Genomic DNA, 15,310 nt, shown 5'->3' with positions numbered 1-15,310 from the left:
CCCTCTCGGGCTGGAAGCATCGCCGAATCACCTGACAATAACCCCTCGCCGAATCGGCGTGAAGGCTGATGGCGCGCAAAAATAAGGCCGGGCGAAAAGTCAATCGCCCGGCCTCAATATCTGGTAGTAATTTTAGCTTTGGTTAATAGCGGTAGTGTTCCGGCTTGAACGGACCCTGCGGCGTGACGCCGATATAGGCGGCCTGTTCACCCGACAGTTCGGTCAGGCGGGCGCCGAGCTTGTCGAGATGCAGGCGGGCGACCTTTTCGTCGAGATGCTTGGGCAGGACATAGACCTGGTTCTCGTACTGGCCGGGCTTGGTGTAGAGCTCGATCTGCGCCAGCACCTGGTTGGTGAAGGATGCCGACATGACGAAGCTCGGGTGGCCGGTGGCGTTGCCGAGATTGAGCAGCCGTCCTTCCGACAAAAGGATCATCCGCTTGCCGTCCGCGAAGGTGATCATATCGACCTGCGGCTTGACGTTGGTCCATTTCAAATTGCGCAGCGCGGCGACCTGGATCTCATTGTCGAAGTGGCCGATGTTGCCGACGATGACCATGTCCTTCATCGAGCGCATATGGTCGAGGGTGACGACATCCTTGTTGCCGGTGGTGGTGATGACGATGTCGGCGGTGGGGGCTGCATCTTCCAGCGTGACGACTTCAAAACCGTCCATCGCAGCCTGCAGGGCGCAGATCGGATCGACCTCGGTGACCTTGACGCGGGCACCGGCGCCCTTGAGCGAGGCCGACGAGCCCTTGCCGACGTCGCCATAACCGCACACGACAGCGACCTTGCCGGCCATCATCGTGTCGGTGCCGCGGCGGATGCCGTCGACCAGCGATTCCTTGCAGCCATACTTGTTGTCGAACTTCGACTTGGTGACCGAGTCGTTGACGTTGATTGCGGGGAAGGGCAGCAGGCCCTTCTTCTGCAGCTGGTAGAGGCGGTTGACGCCGGTGGTCGTCTCTTCGGTGACGCCGCGGATCGCCGCCTTCTGCTTGGTGAAGAAGCCGGGCGAAGCCTTCAGGCGCTTCTTGACCTGGGCGTAGAAATATTCCTCTTCCTCGCTCTGCGGGTTGGACAGCACGTCCTCGCCGGCCTCGGCGCGGGCGCCGATCAGGATGTACATGGTGGCGTCGCCGCCATCATCGAGGATCATGTTGGAGAGGCCGCCATCGGCCCACTGGAAGATCTTGTCGGTGTAGTCCCAATACTCCTCCAGCGACTCGCCCTTGACGGCAAACACCGGGATGCCGGCCTCGGCGATGGCCGCGGCCGCATGGTCCTGGGTCGAGAAGATGTTGCAGGAGGCCCAGCGGATATCGGCGCCAAGCGCCTTCAGCGTCTCGATCAGCACCGCCGTCTGGATGGTCATGTGCAGCGAGCCGGTGATGCGCGCACCCTTGAGCGGCTGCTTGGGGCCGAATTCCTCACGGCAGGCCATCAGGCCCGGCATTTCGGTTTCGGCGATCTCGAGTTCCTTGCGGCCCCAGCCGGCAAGCGAGATGTCGGCGACCACATAGTCCTTGCTACCCGTCATGGCAGTACTCCGATGCGAATGTTGTGCTTGCGAATTTGTTGCGGACACGCCCGCGCCGGTCGGCGCGTCCAAGGGCGCGAATTGCCGGCCTGACTAGCAGATCGGAGCAAGGACGACAATGGGATATAAAGAAATCTTTATCCCTGCATGTCTCTCGGACGCATATCGCGCTCTACCAGATCAGCATTCCTCGCCGAAGCGGGACGCCACCAGTTGCTCCAGGGCGTCGATGACCTGCTGGGCCTCCGGCCCGCTGGCGGTGACGCGGATCGAATAGCCGGGGCTTGCCGCCAGCATCATCAGGCCCATGATCGAGGTGCCGCCAACCTTGACGCCATCCTTCTCGACATGCACCGAGGCATCGAAGCCGCTGGCCAGCTGGACGAACTTCGCCGAAGCGCGCGCATGAAGGCCGCGCTGGTTGATGATGGGAAAATCCCGGACTATCTGATCTTTTTCCGGGGACAGCGCGGTCATTTGCTGCTCAGGAGCTGGCTGGCAACATTGATGTATTTGCGACCGGCGGCCTGGGCCTCATCAAGGGCGGCCGCCATGTTGTCGCCCTTGCGGATCGAGGAGAGCTTGATCAGCATCGGCAGATTCATGCCGGCGATCACCTCGGTGCGGCCGGACTCCATCACCGAGATGGCAAGATTGGAGGGCGTGCCGCCGAACATGTCGGTCAGCACGATGACGCCCGCCCCGGTGTCGACACGGGCAACCGCGTCGACAATGTCGCGCCGACGCTGCTCCATATCGTCGTCGGCACCGATCGCCACGGTTTCGAAATTGTCTTGTGGCCCGACGACATGTTCGACGGCATGTCGGAACTCGGTGGCCAGTTGACCGTGCGTTACAAGCACGAGTCCGATCATTCTTTGGTGGCTCCCGTCATCGCCGCTTCACAGGCGCATTTTATGCTCGCCAGCCAATCCAGGCGGCGGGAGCGCTATCTTGTCGACGCGCGGCCCGTTGACAAGCCCAAAATTGCGCAGGCGCATGCCATTTTGACGCATTGCAGCAAAAAACCCGGAGCGGATCATAGAAAAGGCGCGATCGACAGCCGCGCCATCACGACCGGTAAGGCCGCCGGGATATTGCGTTCGACCACATCGACCTGTGGCACCAGACAACCCACGATGCTGCTAGCGGCATCCTCCTGGAAGCGCGGCGCTTCATCGGCCGGCACCAGGTGGACATGCAGGTCGACGAGGCCTGCCGGCTCGAATGGCAGAGGCCGGGGGCCGAGCCCAGGCACCTCGACGAGGCCTTCTATGGCGGCGGGAGCGCGGCACAGAAGCCGCCCGGCATGCGCCTCGACAAAGAGCTGATCGTCACCGACGAGCCGCGCGAACGATCCGCGCTGGCGACAATGATCTATGAGCGCCAGCGCCAGCGCCGTCTTGCCCGAGCCGGAGGCTCCGGTGATGAGAATGCCGCGCTCGCCGATCAAAACCATTGTCGCGTGAATGTTTTCAGGCTGCACGGCTGGACCAGGCATGGTTGGAATTCATGCTCTCAGCCTTCGGCCGGCAACGTCACCACAAAACGCGCGCCCTTGATCTCGCCGGGTTTGGTGCCGGGGATGTTCTCGGCGGTGAGCGTGCCGCCATGGGCCTCGACGATCTGCCTGGATATCGACAGGCCAAGGCCCGAATTCTGGCCGAACGCCTCGCCGGCCGGCCGGTCCGTGTAGAAGCGTTCGAAGATGCGGTCGATGTTGTCGGCGCGGATGCCGGGGCCATTGTCGTCGACGGTGACGATGTTGAACTTGCCGGCACGCGCCAGCGACAGGCTGATGTGGCCATGATCCTCGGGAACGAAGGAACGGGCGTTCTCGATCAAATTGGTGATGACCTGGCCGATGCGCAGATCATGGCCGACGACGACATAGCCTTTGACGCCCTGCGGCAGTTTGGCGGCCTTGAACTCGATCTCGACCGCCTTCTTGTTGCGCGTCGCTTCGCGCGAAACGGCGACCAGATCGGTGATGAATTTCTTCAAATCGACCGTTCCCGCATCTTCACGCGCGAGTTCCGCGTCCAGGCGCGATGCGTCGGAAATATCGGTGATGAGCCGGTCCAGCCGCCTGACATCGTGCTGGATGATATCCATCAGCCGGCCGCGCGAATCGTCGTTCTTGGCCAGCGGCAAGGTCTCCACCGCGCTGCGCAGCGACGTCAGCGGGTTTTTCAGCTCGTGCGAGACATCGGCCGCGAAGCTTTCGATCGCCTCGATCCGGGCGTAGAGCGCGTTGGTCATGTCGCGTATGGCGATCGACAGATTGCCGATCTCGTCCTGGCGGTCGGAAAAGTCGGGGATCTCCTCACGGCTCTTGACGCCGCGCCGCACTCGCACCGCCGCCGCCGACAGCCGGCGCAGCGGATTGGCGATGGTCGAGGCGAGCAGCATCGACAGGATGGCGGTGACAAGGGCCGCGATGCCGAAGACGCGCAGGATCGCCTTGCGCTCGGCGGCGACGATCTTGTCGATGTCGCCGCCTTCGGTCGACAGCATCAGCACGCCCAGGACGGCACGAAAGCGCTGGATCGGCACCGCCACCGAAACGATCTGCTCGCCCTGCTCGCTGACGCGCACGATGGTCGAAGGGCTGCCGGTGAGCGCCTTGACCACTTCCGGGAAAGCGGCGCCATTGCCGCCCGGCTGCTCGTGATAGACCGGCAGCTCGGTGTTGCGGAAGAAGTCGAAGACGAATTTCTGGATGCGCTCGACCAGATCGGGCTCTTCTTCCTCGACCGGCGGCAGGTCGTAGCGCAGGATCTGGCCACGCGAATAGAGGTGGCGCGAATCGAGCAGCAGATTGGCGTCGCGGTCATAGATGCGGGCGCGGGTCCTGGTCGGCGAGATCAGCCTTCTAAGCACCGGTGCGACACGCTCCGGGTTGATCGGAAAGTCGAGATTGTCGAGCTGGTCCGAGCCCGGCCCAAGGCTTTCGCCGGCCTGCAGTTCAAGCAGCTTTTCCGGGTCGATGCTGATCGAATCCGTCTCGACCGTCGCCGAAGCGGCGATGGCGCCGGCGATGATCTCGCCCTGGGTCATCAGGCTTTCGACGCGGGCGTCGATCAGCCCGTCGCGGAAGGTGTTGAGATAGAGGATGCCGGTCACCAGCACGGCGAGGCCGGCAAGGTTGAGGAACAGGATACGCCGCGTCAGGCTGGAAAAGATGTGATGGCCAAGGAAGCGGCGCATCGGCACCGTGATCTTCGAGACGAAGGACGGCATGATCCGCGACGGCCGCCTGGAGGCGCCCGCCGGTCTTGTTCGCTGTGCTTCCACTGCCATCGAATAGCAGGCCCTGCTACTTATGCTTCGCGGAACCGGTATCCGACTCCGTAAAGGGTTTCGATCATCTCGAAGTCGTCGTCGACGGCCTTGAACTTCTTGCGCAGCCGCTTGATGTGGCTGTCGATGGTGCGGTCGTCGACATAGACCTGTTCATCATAAGCCGAATCCATCAGCGCATCACGGCTTTTTACGACACCGGGACGCTGCGCCAGCGAATGCAGGATCAGGAACTCGGTGACGGTGAGCGTCACCGGCTCGCCTTTCCAGGTGCAGGTGTGGCGCTCCTGGTCCATGACGAGCTGGCCGCGCTCGAGAGAGCGGGCCTGCTGGCTTGGCGTCTTGGCTGCAGCCTCGCGGGCACTGGCGCGGCGCAGCACGGCGCGCACGCGCTCGACCAGCAGGCGCTGTGAGAAGGGTTTGCGGATGAAATCGTCGGCGCCCATCTTGAGACCGAACAATTCGTCGATCTCGTCGTCCTTGGAGGTCAGGAAGATCACCGGCAGGTCGGACTTCTGGCGCATCCGGCGCAGCAGTTCCATGCCGTCCATGCGCGGCATCTTGATGTCGAGAATGGCAAGGTTCGGCGGGCGTGCCGCCAGGCCTTCCAGCGCCGACGCACCATCCGTGTAGGTCTCGACGCGATACCCCTCGGATTCCAGGGCGATCGACACCGATGTCAGAATGTTGCGGTCGTCATCGACAAGCGCGATTGTTGCCATTTCAAGCGGCTCCCTCATGAGCTGTCCCTTCTGTCGTAGAGAAGGGGCTTTTGCAGGACAAATTAGGTACAAAATGTGGCATAGGCCTTGTCCGCTGTCACGCGCGGCATGCCGGCGGCCACAATCCTACCTCGACATGGATTGGACGAACGTACATCGCCAATCCTTTGGGCAACCGCGAAACTTTTTGCACATATAAACGATTTAAACAACTTTCAAAATATTTAAATCGATTAATGATTTGATATCATTTGACTTTTCTGGTTCTGACCATCTCAGCCCGCGTAGTGGGCGTGCCGGGAAGGTGCCGGCAAAGATGCGGCAAATCCAAGAGGGACACTCGATGTCGGAAGTCGGCAAACGCAATTCCGCCTGCGCGATCGATCATATCGGCCTGAAAACCACCGGCGTGGTGCGCTATAATTTCGGTGCGGCTGCTCTTTATGAGGACTCGATCCGGCGCGGCGAGGCCCGCTTGACCGCACATGGCGCGTTGGTCGCCGAGACAGGCCAGCATACCGGCCGCTCGCCCAAGGACAAGTTTGTCGTCCGCAACAGTGACACCGAACCGCATGTCTGGTGGGACAACAACAAGGCAATTTCACAAGCCCAGTTCGACACGCTGCTCGCCGATTTCCAGACGCATGCCTGGGACAAGGATCTATACGTCCAGGACCTGATCGGCGGCGCCGATGCGGAGCTGAAGCTGCCGACCAGGGTGATCACCGAATTTGCCTGGCACTCGCTGTTCATCCGCAATCTGCTCATTCGTCCCGATGCCGCCGAGCTCGAGCATTTCGTGCCTGCCATGACGATCATCGACCTGCCGTCCTTCCGCGCCGATCCCGCCCGCCACGGCAGCCGCACCGAAACGGTGATCGCCGTGGATCTCACGCGCAAGGTCGTGCTGATCGGCGGCACCTCCTATGCCGGCGAGATGAAGAAGTCGGTGTTCACCATGCTCAACTATCTGCTGCCGGCGAAAGGCGTGATGCCGATGCATTGCTCGGCCAACGAGGGTATGGCCGGCGACGCCGCCATCTTCTTCGGCCTGTCGGGCACCGGCAAGACGACACTCTCGGCCGATCCCTCGCGCACGCTGATCGGCGACGACGAGCATGGCTGGGGACCCCACGGCATCTTCAATTTCGAAGGCGGCTGCTACGCCAAGACGATCAAGCTGTCGGCGGAAGCCGAGCCGGAAATCTTCGCCACCACGCAGCGCTTCGGCACGGTGCTGGAAAATGTCGTGCTCGACGCTGATGGCGTGCCGGATTTCAACGACGGAAGGCTGACCGAAAACACACGCTGCGCCTACCCGCTGGATTTCATCCCCAACGCCAGCAAGACCGGCCGCGCCAACCATCCGAAGAACATCATCATGCTGACCGCCGATGCGTTCGGCGTGATGCCGCCGATCGCGCGGCTGACCCCGGCGCAGGCGATGTATCATTTCCTCTCCGGCTACACCGCCAAGGTGGCCGGAACCGAAAAGGGCGTGACCGAGCCCGAAGCGACGTTTTCGACCTGTTTCGGCGCCCCGTTCATGCCGCGCCATCCATCGGAATACGGCAATCTGCTGCGCGAGCTGATTGCCCGCCACGGCGCCGATTGCTGGCTGGTCAACACCGGCTGGACCGGCGGCGCCTACGGCACCGGCAAGCGCATGCCGATCAAGGCGACGCGGGCCTTGCTTGCCGCCGCACTCGACGGCTCGCTCAAGACGGCCGAGTTCCGCACCGACCCTCATTTCGGTTTCGAGGTGCCGGTGGCGGTTCGAGGCGTCGACAGCGCCATTCTCGACCCGCGCTCCACCTGGGCCGACAAGGCCGGCTATGACCGGCAGGCGGCAAGGCTGGTCGGCATGTTCGCCGTCAATTTCGAGAAATTCGAAAGCCATGTCGATGCCGTGGTGCTGGGTGCGGCGCCGCGCATGCAGGAAGCGGCGGAGTAATCGCGCTACGGGGTTCAGCTTCGTTGAAAGGCCCGGTTCGATCGGGCCTTTTCTTTTTCGATCCGCCGCGCCATGACTGCGGCATGGCGAGCGACGACAACATCATCATATCAGGCGATGCGGTGATCCATCCGGGCGACCTGCACGAGGATTTCATCCGCTCGTCCGGTCCCGGCGGCCAGAACGTCAACAAGGTGGCGACGGCGGTGCAACTGCGCTTCGACGCCGCCAACGCAGCGGGTCTGTCGGAGCGCGTGCGCGAGCGGACGATCAAGCTTGCCGGCCAGCGTGCCACCAAGGACGGCGTCGTTGTCATCGAAGCGGGCCGCTTCCGCACCCAGGAACAGAACCGGGCGGATGCGCGGGCACGGCTGACGGCACTGGTCGCCAAGGCCGCCGAACCGCCGCCGCCACCGCGCAAGAAGACGCGGCCGTCAAAGGGTGCCGTGGAACGGCGGCTGAAGAGCAAGGCCGGGCGAGGCACGATCAAGAAGCTGCGCGGCCGGGTGGAGAACGATTAAGCACCGCGAAGCTGCAACGCGCGGGTGGCTTCCAATTCTGGGTTGCAGATGGCAAGCTGCGATCACCCACCACAGCAATGGAGACCAACGATGGGCATGTTCGATTTCGTCAAGAGTGTCGGCAAGAAACTGGGCATCGGCGGTGACGACGAAGCCGCACCCACGGCCGACACACTCAAGAAGGAGCTCGATTCGCACAAGCTCGGCACCGATGGCGTCGAGGTCGTCGTCAACGGCGATACGGCGGTGCTGAAGGGTGTGGTCAAGGACCAGTCGATCTTCGAGAAGGCGGTCATCGCCGTCGGCAACACGCTCGGCGTCTCCAAGGTGCAGGCGGACGAATTACAGGTCGCGCCAGCACCTGGCACGGCCGCCGCCCCGGCCAAGGAGCCCACCTTTTACACCGTGAAGAAGGGCGACAATCTCTGGAAGATCGCCGAGAAAAGCTACGGCAAGGGCCAAGGCGTCAAGAACACGGTCATATTCGAGGCCAACAAGCCGATGCTGACCCATCCCGACAAGATCTATCCGGGCCAGGTGCTGCGCATCCCCGACCTCGCCTGATCGGCGACTGCCAATTCGACAAGAGCGGCGGCTTTCGGGTCGCCGTTTTCATTTGATCGTGACATTTTACGGTTCCGAACCATCCAAGAGGCGATCGAATCCGTGCTCGTTCTGCCCAAAGGCGTCCGCCACATGCCGGCCTACCTGTCACGCACCGTGCAGGAAGAACTGGTCGACGAGGTGAGACGGATCGTGCAGCAGGCGCCGCTGTTCGTGCCGGCCATGCCGCGCACCGGCAAGGAGATGAGCGTGCGCATGACCAATTGCGGGCCGCTGGGCTGGGTCACCGACAAGGAGCACGGCTATCGTTACCAGCCGGCGCATCCGCTAACCGGGGCGCCTTGGCCGCCAATTCCGGATGCGCTGCTCGACCTGTGGCGCGAGGTCTCGGGCTATCCGCATCCGCCGGAAGCGTGCCTGATCAATTTCTACACGGCGGATGCGAAGATGGGCCTGCATCAGGACCGCGACGAGGCCGACTTTTCGGCGCCGGTCGTCTCCGTCTCGCTCGGCGACGACTGCCTGTTCCGGGTTGGCCAGACCACGCGTGATGGCGCCACCAAGTCGTTCAGGCTGCAAAGCGGTGATGTCGTGGTGCTCGGCGGCGAGGGGCGGCTGTGCTTTCACGGCGTCGATCGGATCTATCCCTCGACCTCGGCGCTGCTGAAAAACGGTGGGCGGATCAATCTGACATTGCGACGGGTGACGAAGCCGGCCGTCACAGCTTCCTGAGCGCCACTTCCTCGATCAGGTGGTCGGCGCCCTTGCGCAGGATCAAGTCGGCGCGGGCCCGCGTCGGCAGGATGTTCTCGCGCAGATTCTTCAAATTGATGTTGGTCCACAGGCCTTCGGCGATGGCGCGCGCCGAACCCTCCGACAGCTGCGAGTAGCGGTGAAAGAAGGAGTCCGGATTGCGGAAGGCGGTCTCACGCAGCCGCATGAAGCGGGAAATGTACCAGTTGTGGATCAGCTTCTCGTCGGCATCGATGTAGATGGCGAAATCGAAGAAGTCCGACAGGAAAGGCACGATCTTGCCGTCCTGCGGCAGCTTGCCGGGCTGCAGGACATTGATGCCTTCGAAGATCAATATGTCGGGCCGGTCGATGGTGACGAACTCGCCGGGAATGACGTCATAGGTGAGGTGCGAATAGACCGGCGCGCGGACATCGGGCAGCGCCGACTTGATGCCCGACAGGAAGCGCAGCAGCGCGCCGACATCGTAACTGTCTGGAAAACCCTTGCGCTCCATCAGGTTCTCGCGGCGCAGGACCTCGTTGGGCAGCAGGAAGCCGTCGGTGGTGATGAGATCGACCTTGGGGCTCGACGGCCAGCGCGCCAAAAGCTCCTTCAGCACGCGTGCGGTGGTCGATTTGCCGACCGCGACGGAACCGGCGATGCCGATGATGAAGGGCGTCTTGACCACGTCGACCGCGTTGAAGAAGGCCTGGCGTTGCCGAAACAGCAGCTGGCTCGCTTCGACATGAGCCGACAACAGCCGCGACAGCGACAGATAGATGCGCGTGACCTCTTCGAGATCGACCGGATCGTTGAGCGACCGCAGGCGGCGGAATTCGTCCGCACTCAGCGTCAGCGGCGTGTCGGCGCGGAATTGCGACCATTGCTCGGCGGAGAAGAAGCGAAACGGGGAATACTTCTCGGTCGGCGCGAGCTGATCCATCGAGATACCTGCCCTTCCTCGCGGTCAGCCCTTGGGCCGTGACGCCTTCTCGGCGATGCCCGAACGCCGGGTGCGGCCTTCGAGCTCCTTGAGCACGTCGCTCAGCAAAACCCCCGAGAGGCCGAGAACGACGAGCCAATGATATATAAGATCGGCACTTTCCGAAACGAGGGCCTGTTTGTCGCCCTTGACGGCGGCAATCACCGTCTCGACTGCTTCCTCGCCGAGTTTCTGCGCCGCCTTGTCGATGCCGCGCGCGAACAGTTTTGCCGTCCACGAGTCCGGGTCGCCGGAATGGGCGCGTTCCCTGATGGTTTCTTCAAGACCTGACAGCGAAAACTCAGCCATGGCGCCATCTATCTGCTTGTTTAGGCATGATCTTTTCCGAAAACCGGTTCCCACTTTTCGGGATCATGCTTTAGGGCCGATTATTCACAGAGTCCAGCCGCATCGGCAGCCCTGCGGCGGCCATATGCGCCTTGGCCTGCGCTATCGTGTAGGTACCGAAATGGAAGATGGACGCGGCCAGCACCGCACCGGCATGGCCGTCGCGAATGCCTTCGACCATGTGGTCGAGCGTGCCGACGCCGCCGGAAGCGATGACCGGCGCGCGCACGGCGTCTGATATCGCGCGGGTCAGCGCGATGTCGTAGCCGGCCTTGGTGCCGTCGCGATCCATCGAGGTCAGCAGGATCTCGCCGGCGCCGCGATCGACCATTTTCCGCGCGAACTCGACCGCGTCGATGCCGGTCTTTTCGCGCCCACCATGGGTGAAGATCTCCCAGCGGTCGGCCTCACCGGTGGCGGACACTTTCTTGGCGTCGATGGCGACGACAATGCACTGGTTGCCGAACTTGTCGGCAGCCTCGGCAACGAAGTCCGGGTTCTTCACCGCCGCCGTGTTGATCGACACCTTGTCCGCGCCGGCCAAGAGCAGCTTCCTGATGTCGGCGACCTGGCGCACGCCGCCGCCGACGGTCAGCGGCATGAAACATTGTTCGGCGGTGCGTGCGATGACGTCGAAGATGGTCTCGCGATTGTCCGACGAAGCAGTGATGTCGAGGAAGCAAAGCTCGTCGGCGCCGGCCGCGTCATAGGCCTTGGCCGCCTCGACCGGATCGCCGGCGTCGACGAGATCGACGAAGTTGACGCCCTTGACGACACGGCCGTTCTTGACGTCGAGACAGGGGATGACACGGGCTTTCAGCATCAGCGGCCCTCTATCGTGGCGATGAGATCGTTCAGCAACTGGCCGACCAGCGGCGGAACATCGGCCTGCGCGTCGAAAGCCGGATCGTAGGCGGAGACGGTGATGCCGACGACCGGCACCGCAAGCGCCATGGCGCAAGTGGCGTCGCGCAACTGCTCCGGGCTCGGGCCGCCCGAAGTGATATAGCGGTTGGCCTGCAACTCGCGGGGATCATGCACGTCCATATCGAGGTGCATGTGCACGCGTTTGGCGCCGGCGATCTTCAGTCTTTCGGTCGCCTGGGCCACCCCGGCGCATTCCGTCCGCACGATCGGCAGCGTCTCCAGCAGCCGCTTCTCGTCCGGATCGAGATCGCGCGCGTTGACGAGCACGCAACGCGACGGATCGATCGGCTTGAAGCCGGGAATGGCCGACGCCATCGGCCTCCAGCACAGGCCAAGCACCGTCGCCAGCGCCATGCCGTCGAGAAAGCCGTATGCCGATGTCTCGGGCGTGTTGAGGTCGCCATGCTGGTCGGCCCAGATGATCGCATCGGCGTCCTCGCCGGCGACCGCACCGGCTGATGTCAGGCAATTTCCCGCAAGGACGATGGGAAACCGACCGGCGTCACGGGCAAGGCGAACCTCGGTCGCAACCGCGTTGCAGACAGCAAAGCCGGTGGCGATCTCGCGCTCCTGGATGTCTCCGACCCTGCCGATGTCTTCCACCGTAACGTCATGGCCGGCCATGGTCAGCGCGTCGACGAGCCCGCCTGATATCAGTGCGTCCGGGCCCTGGCCCATGCCGCCATGGTAATGACCGCTGTCGTAGGAGGCCAGGATGATGGAGATTTTCACGTCCGCGTCTCCGCCCTGCCCTGCAGGATCGCCAGGGCCTCGGCCGGATCGATGCGGCCGTCATAGAGCGCGCGCCCGGAGATCGCCCCTTCGAGCTTTTGCGCATCGGGCATGGTCATGCGCATGATGTCGGCGATCGAGGCGAGGCCGCCCGACGCGATGACCGGGATCGATACGGCATCGGCGAGATCGATGGTGGCGTCCCAGTTGATGCCTGTCAAAACGCCGTCGCGATCGATATCGGTGTAGATGATGGCGGCGACTCCGGCGCCCTCGAATTTCCTCGCCAGTTCGACGACGCCGAGGCTCGACGCCTCGGCCCAGCCCTCGACGGCGACCTTGCCGCCCTTGGCGTCGATGCCGACGGCGACCTTGCCCGGAAACGCCTTGCAGGCCTGTCTGACCAGGTCCGGGTCACGCACCGCCACCGTGCCGAGGATGACACGGGCCAGCCCGCGATCGAGCCAGTCCTCGATCTGCGCCAGCGTGCGGATGCCGCCGCCGAGCTGCACAGGGTTCTTCGTCGCCTTGAGGATGGCGCCGACCGCCGCGCTGTTGACGCTCTGGCCCTGGAAAGCGCCGTTGAGGTCGACGACATGCAGCCATTCGAAGCCCTGTTGCTCGAAGGCCCGCGCCTGCGCTGCAGGATCATCGTTGTAGATGGTCGCGGTGGCCATGTCGCCGTGCTTCAGGCGCACGCACTGGCCGTCCTTGAGATCGATGGCGGGGAAAAGGATCATCCGTTCAGGCGCCTTCCACAATGGCGAAATGCGATGTCGAATAGAGACGTCGGAACTTCAGCGCCGCCTGGTATTCGGGCGAATGGAAGCAGGCGAGTGCGACCGCGTAGCTCTCGAACTCGATGATGACATGGCGATTGCCCGACGACCCTTCCGGGCTCGACGACTGACCGCCGCGGGTCAGGAATTTTGCGCCATATTTGTCGAAAGCCGCTTTGTTGGCGGCAATGTATAGCGGATAGTTTTCCGGATCGGTCACCTCGACCATCGCCATCCAGTAACCCTTCTTGCTCATCGGTTTCCCCTTTGCTTGAGCATGATCTCGGGACAAACGGGACCGTTTGTCCGAGAAAACCGGGGTCCACTTTTCGGGATCATGCTCTAGGGCCTCCAGCGCAGGAAATTGGTGATCAGGGCGAGGCCCAGCGCCTGGCTCTTTTCCGGGTGGAATTGCGTGCCGACGAGATTGTCGCGGGCGACGGCCGCCGTCACCGGGCCGCCATAATCGGCGACCGCCAGCACTTCGTCCGGCTTGCGCGCATCGAGGTGGTAGGAGTGCACGAAATAGGCGTGCAGCCCGTTGGTCCCGGTGGGAATGCCGGCAAACAGTGGATGCTGGCGTTTGAGTTCGATGGTGTTCCAGCCGATCTGCGGGATCTTCAGCGCCGGATCGGAAGGCATGATCTCCTTGACGTCGCCCGATATCCAGCCGAAGCCCTCGGTAATTGTCTTTTCAAGGCCGCGCTGCGACATCAGTTGCATGCCGACGCAGATGCCGAGGAAAGGCCGGCCCTTGACGATCGCGACATCTTCGACGGCTTCCCACATGCCTTCGACGGCCTGCAGGCCGGCCGCGCAATCGGCATAGGCGCCGACGCCGGGCAGGACGATGCGATCGGCCGTGCGCACCCGCTCGGCATCGGCCGTCAGGTCGATCTGCGCCGCGATGCCGGCTTCGCGCGCGGCGCGCTCGAAAGCCTTGGTGGCCGAGCGCAGATTGCCCGAGCCGTAGTCGATGATCGCAACCCGCATCTCAGCTTCTTCCCGGAATCATGTCAGTTTCTTCCCGGTATGTGGGTCAGCCCCAGCGCAATGCCCGGCTGCGCTGGCCGCGCGAGGGCAGCATCGGGGACCATGCGCGGCGCCGGCACAACCTCATCGGCAAGCGCTTCCGCCTCCAGTGCATAGCGTGTGTCGGCATCGTCGAGCCAACCGGCTTCGACCGCGCCCCACTCGTGCCAACCACGCCGGCGAAGTGCCGCGATGCGCAGGCCTTGCCCTTCCAGGCCGACATAGAGCGAAACCAACAACGACAGCAGCGACCCGGCCACACCAAGGCCGAGCTTCTGGCCCAGCATCGAAAGCAGGCCCATGACGACGAAGGCAAGTGCTGCTTCGATCCACAGCCGATGCCAGGCGAACCATAGCGGCGGCACCAGGAGGCCCAGCCAGGTGAAGCCATCGCGGACAAAGGCCGTCGCATCAGCCTTTTCGCTGCGGCCTGGCGGTTCCATCACGACGTAGGTGGCCATGGCCTTATCCCTTCAACGATCCCTTGGTGGAGGGAACCGCATCCGGCTGGCGCGGATCGCGTTCGAGAGCAGCGCGCAGCGCGCGCGCCACCGCCTTGAAGCAGGTCTCGGCGATGTGATGGTTGTTGGCGCCATAGTGGTTGGTGACATGCAGCGTAATGCCGGCATTCTGCGCCAGCGCCTGGAAGAACTCGCGCACCAGTTCGGTGTCGAAGGTGCCGATCTTCGGCGACGAGAAGGAAACGTTCCAGACCAGGAAGGGACGGCCGGACACATCGATCGCGGCGCGCGTCAGCGTCTCGTCCATGGCAAGGTCGATCGAGGCATAGCGCATGATGCCGCGCCGCTCGCCGAGCGCCTTGGTCAAGGCCTGGCCGAGCGCGATGCCGGTGTCCTCGACCGTGTGGTGATCGTCGATATGCAGGTCGCCCTTGGCCCTGACCGTCATGTCGATCAGGGAATGGCGCGACAGCTGGTCCAGCATATGATCGAAGAAGCCGACGCCCGTAGCGATATCCGACTTGCCGGACCCGTCGACATGGACCGACACGGAGATGTCGGTTTCCTTGGTCTTACGGCTCGCTTCGGCGGAACGGGGCGGCATCACTCTATCCTTGTCCAGAGGTTCACATCGTGACCGGCTCAGAGGCTTCAAGCGCTCGCAGGCTTGAAAACGAAAGCCTTCTAGCAGCATGATCCGGCGATTG

General features: G+C 63.1%; 19 protein-coding genes. 4 read left to right on the top strand and 15 right to left on the bottom strand.

Features of this window, described 5'->3' with window-relative positions:
* Positions 1–142: 142 nt before the first annotated feature.
* From ahcY to EOC83_RS09865, 6 genes are all read right to left on the bottom strand, one after another.
* Positions 143–1,543 carry an adenosylhomocysteinase gene (gene ahcY / locus EOC83_RS09895; protein WP_013528332.1) on the bottom strand — a complete coding sequence of 467 codons (1,401 nt, stop codon included), beginning with the start codon at positions 1,541–1,543 and terminating at the stop codon, positions 143–145.
* A gap of 180 nt (positions 1,544–1,723) precedes the next feature.
* Positions 1,724–2,020, bottom strand: coding sequence for an HPr family phosphocarrier protein (locus EOC83_RS09890; RefSeq protein ID WP_013528333.1), 297 nt, complete (start codon positions 2,018–2,020; stop codon positions 1,724–1,726).
* Entirely contained in the window at positions 2,017–2,418 is a 402-nt protein-coding gene (locus EOC83_RS09885) for a PTS sugar transporter subunit IIA (RefSeq protein ID WP_010912939.1), read from the bottom strand. Before EOC83_RS09885 ends, EOC83_RS09890 begins: the two co-directional genes overlap by 4 nt.
* Positions 2,419–2,582: 164 nt before the next feature.
* The gene (locus EOC83_RS09875) at positions 2,583–3,044 is read right to left on the bottom strand and encodes a hypothetical protein (RefSeq protein ID WP_013528335.1); all 462 of its coding nucleotides are present in this window, start codon (positions 3,042–3,044) and stop codon (positions 2,583–2,585) included.
* A gap of 17 nt (positions 3,045–3,061) precedes the next feature.
* Positions 3,062–4,846, bottom strand: a complete 1,785-nt coding sequence (locus EOC83_RS09870) for a sensor histidine kinase (RefSeq protein WP_013528336.1) — start codon at positions 4,844–4,846, stop codon at positions 3,062–3,064.
* Positions 4,847–4,866: 20 nt separating this feature from the next.
* Positions 4,867–5,568 (bottom strand): response regulator transcription factor, encoded by a 702-nt coding sequence (locus EOC83_RS09865; RefSeq protein WP_013528337.1) that lies wholly within the window; start codon positions 5,566–5,568, stop codon positions 4,867–4,869.
* Between the two features lie 343 nt (positions 5,569–5,911).
* Between EOC83_RS09865 and EOC83_RS09860 the strand changes: the two genes are divergently transcribed.
* The 4 genes from EOC83_RS09860 to EOC83_RS09845 all read left to right on the top strand — a co-directional run bounded on the left by EOC83_RS09860 (position 5,912) and on the right by EOC83_RS09845 (position 9,339).
* Positions 5,912–7,522 carry a phosphoenolpyruvate carboxykinase gene (locus tag EOC83_RS09860; protein ID WP_063169782.1) on the top strand — a complete coding sequence of 537 codons (1,611 nt, stop codon included), beginning with the start codon at positions 5,912–5,914 and terminating at the stop codon, positions 7,520–7,522.
* 83 nt (positions 7,523–7,605) lie between these two features.
* Entirely contained in the window at positions 7,606–8,043 is a 438-nt protein-coding gene (gene arfB / locus EOC83_RS09855; RefSeq protein WP_063170436.1) for an alternative ribosome rescue aminoacyl-tRNA hydrolase ArfB, read from the top strand.
* A gap of 90 nt (positions 8,044–8,133) precedes the next feature.
* Positions 8,134–8,607 carry a peptidoglycan-binding protein LysM gene (gene lysM / locus EOC83_RS09850; protein ID WP_013528340.1) on the top strand — a complete coding sequence of 158 codons (474 nt, stop codon included), beginning with the start codon at positions 8,134–8,136 and terminating at the stop codon, positions 8,605–8,607.
* A gap of 102 nt (positions 8,608–8,709) precedes the next feature.
* Complete coding sequence (locus tag EOC83_RS09845) at positions 8,710–9,339, top strand: alpha-ketoglutarate-dependent dioxygenase AlkB (protein ID WP_013528341.1); 630 nt, start codon at positions 8,710–8,712, stop codon at positions 9,337–9,339.
* Here EOC83_RS09845 and coaA read toward each other — a convergent pair.
* The 9 genes from coaA to hisB form a co-directional block, all read right to left on the bottom strand.
* A complete protein-coding gene (coaA, locus tag EOC83_RS09840; RefSeq protein ID WP_013528342.1) occupies positions 9,326–10,285 on the bottom strand; it encodes a type I pantothenate kinase in 960 nt (319 codons plus the stop codon). The genes EOC83_RS09845 and coaA overlap by 14 nt on opposite strands.
* A 24-nt stretch (positions 10,286–10,309) precedes the next feature.
* Positions 10,310–10,633 carry a phosphoribosyl-ATP diphosphatase gene (locus EOC83_RS09835; RefSeq protein ID WP_013528343.1) on the bottom strand — a complete coding sequence of 108 codons (324 nt, stop codon included), beginning with the start codon at positions 10,631–10,633 and terminating at the stop codon, positions 10,310–10,312.
* Positions 10,634–10,703: 70 nt separating this feature from the next.
* Entirely contained in the window at positions 10,704–11,498 is a 795-nt protein-coding gene (gene hisF / locus EOC83_RS09830; protein WP_024501998.1) for an imidazole glycerol phosphate synthase subunit HisF, read from the bottom strand.
* The gene (locus EOC83_RS09825) at positions 11,495–12,331 is read right to left on the bottom strand and encodes an arginase family protein (RefSeq protein WP_063169781.1); all 837 of its coding nucleotides are present in this window, start codon (positions 12,329–12,331) and stop codon (positions 11,495–11,497) included. The genes hisF and EOC83_RS09825 overlap by 4 nt, the downstream gene beginning before the upstream one ends.
* Positions 12,328–13,071 (bottom strand): 1-(5-phosphoribosyl)-5-[(5-phosphoribosylamino)methylideneamino]imidazole-4-carboxamide isomerase, encoded by a 744-nt coding sequence (hisA, locus tag EOC83_RS09820; protein ID WP_063169780.1) that lies wholly within the window; start codon positions 13,069–13,071, stop codon positions 12,328–12,330. Before hisA ends, EOC83_RS09825 begins: the two co-directional genes overlap by 4 nt.
* A 4-nt stretch (positions 13,072–13,075) precedes the next feature.
* Complete coding sequence (locus tag EOC83_RS09815; RefSeq protein WP_013528347.1) at positions 13,076–13,366, bottom strand: DUF1330 domain-containing protein; 291 nt, start codon at positions 13,364–13,366, stop codon at positions 13,076–13,078.
* 86 nt (positions 13,367–13,452) lie between these two features.
* Positions 13,453–14,103, bottom strand: coding sequence for an imidazole glycerol phosphate synthase subunit HisH (gene hisH / locus EOC83_RS09810; protein ID WP_063169779.1), 651 nt, complete (start codon positions 14,101–14,103; stop codon positions 13,453–13,455).
* Between the two features lie 23 nt (positions 14,104–14,126).
* Positions 14,127–14,603 (bottom strand): DUF2628 domain-containing protein, encoded by a 477-nt coding sequence (locus EOC83_RS09805; protein ID WP_063169778.1) that lies wholly within the window; start codon positions 14,601–14,603, stop codon positions 14,127–14,129.
* Between the two features lie 4 nt (positions 14,604–14,607).
* The gene (gene hisB, locus EOC83_RS09800) at positions 14,608–15,207 is read right to left on the bottom strand and encodes an imidazoleglycerol-phosphate dehydratase HisB (RefSeq protein WP_063169777.1); all 600 of its coding nucleotides are present in this window, start codon (positions 15,205–15,207) and stop codon (positions 14,608–14,610) included.
* Between the last annotated feature and the right edge of the window lie 103 nt (positions 15,208–15,310).

Source organism: Mesorhizobium sp. Primo-A, assembly GCF_003997175.1.
Lineage (GTDB): Bacteria > Pseudomonadota > Alphaproteobacteria > Rhizobiales > Rhizobiaceae > Mesorhizobium > Mesorhizobium ciceri.
This window is presented reverse-complemented; position numbering and strand designations above follow the sequence as displayed.

What these genes read in the sequence shown, in the direction of transcription:
- ahcY (WP_013528332.1), bottom strand. Translation starts at nt 1,543, where the DNA reads ATGACGGGTAGCAAGGACTATGTGGTCGCCGACATCTCGCTTGCCGGC.
- EOC83_RS09890 (WP_013528333.1), bottom strand. Translation starts at nt 2,020, where the DNA reads ATGACCGCGCTGTCCCCGGAAAAAGATCAGATAGTCCGGGATTTTCCC.
- EOC83_RS09885 (WP_010912939.1), bottom strand. Translation starts at nt 2,418, where the DNA reads ATGATCGGACTCGTGCTTGTAACGCACGGTCAACTGGCCACCGAGTTC.
- EOC83_RS09875 (WP_013528335.1), bottom strand. Translation starts at nt 3,044, where the DNA reads ATGCCTGGTCCAGCCGTGCAGCCTGAAAACATTCACGCGACAATGGTT.
- EOC83_RS09870 (WP_013528336.1), bottom strand. Translation starts at nt 4,846, where the DNA reads ATGGCAGTGGAAGCACAGCGAACAAGACCGGCGGGCGCCTCCAGGCGG.
- EOC83_RS09865 (WP_013528337.1), bottom strand. Translation starts at nt 5,568, where the DNA reads ATGGCAACAATCGCGCTTGTCGATGACGACCGCAACATTCTGACATCG.
- EOC83_RS09860 (WP_063169782.1), top strand. Translation starts at nt 5,912, where the DNA reads ATGTCGGAAGTCGGCAAACGCAATTCCGCCTGCGCGATCGATCATATC.
- arfB (WP_063170436.1), top strand. Translation starts at nt 7,606, where the DNA reads ATGGCGAGCGACGACAACATCATCATATCAGGCGATGCGGTGATCCAT.
- lysM (WP_013528340.1), top strand. Translation starts at nt 8,134, where the DNA reads ATGGGCATGTTCGATTTCGTCAAGAGTGTCGGCAAGAAACTGGGCATC.
- coaA (WP_013528342.1), bottom strand. Translation starts at nt 10,285, where the DNA reads ATGGATCAGCTCGCGCCGACCGAGAAGTATTCCCCGTTTCGCTTCTTC.
- EOC83_RS09835 (WP_013528343.1), bottom strand. Translation starts at nt 10,633, where the DNA reads ATGGCTGAGTTTTCGCTGTCAGGTCTTGAAGAAACCATCAGGGAACGC.
- hisA (WP_063169780.1), bottom strand. Translation starts at nt 13,071, where the DNA reads ATGATCCTTTTCCCCGCCATCGATCTCAAGGACGGCCAGTGCGTGCGC.
- EOC83_RS09815 (WP_013528347.1), bottom strand. Translation starts at nt 13,366, where the DNA reads ATGAGCAAGAAGGGTTACTGGATGGCGATGGTCGAGGTGACCGATCCG.
- hisH (WP_063169779.1), bottom strand. Translation starts at nt 14,103, where the DNA reads ATGCGGGTTGCGATCATCGACTACGGCTCGGGCAATCTGCGCTCGGCC.
- EOC83_RS09805 (WP_063169778.1), bottom strand. Translation starts at nt 14,603, where the DNA reads ATGGCCACCTACGTCGTGATGGAACCGCCAGGCCGCAGCGAAAAGGCT.
- hisB (WP_063169777.1), bottom strand. Translation starts at nt 15,207, where the DNA reads ATGCCGCCCCGTTCCGCCGAAGCGAGCCGTAAGACCAAGGAAACCGAC.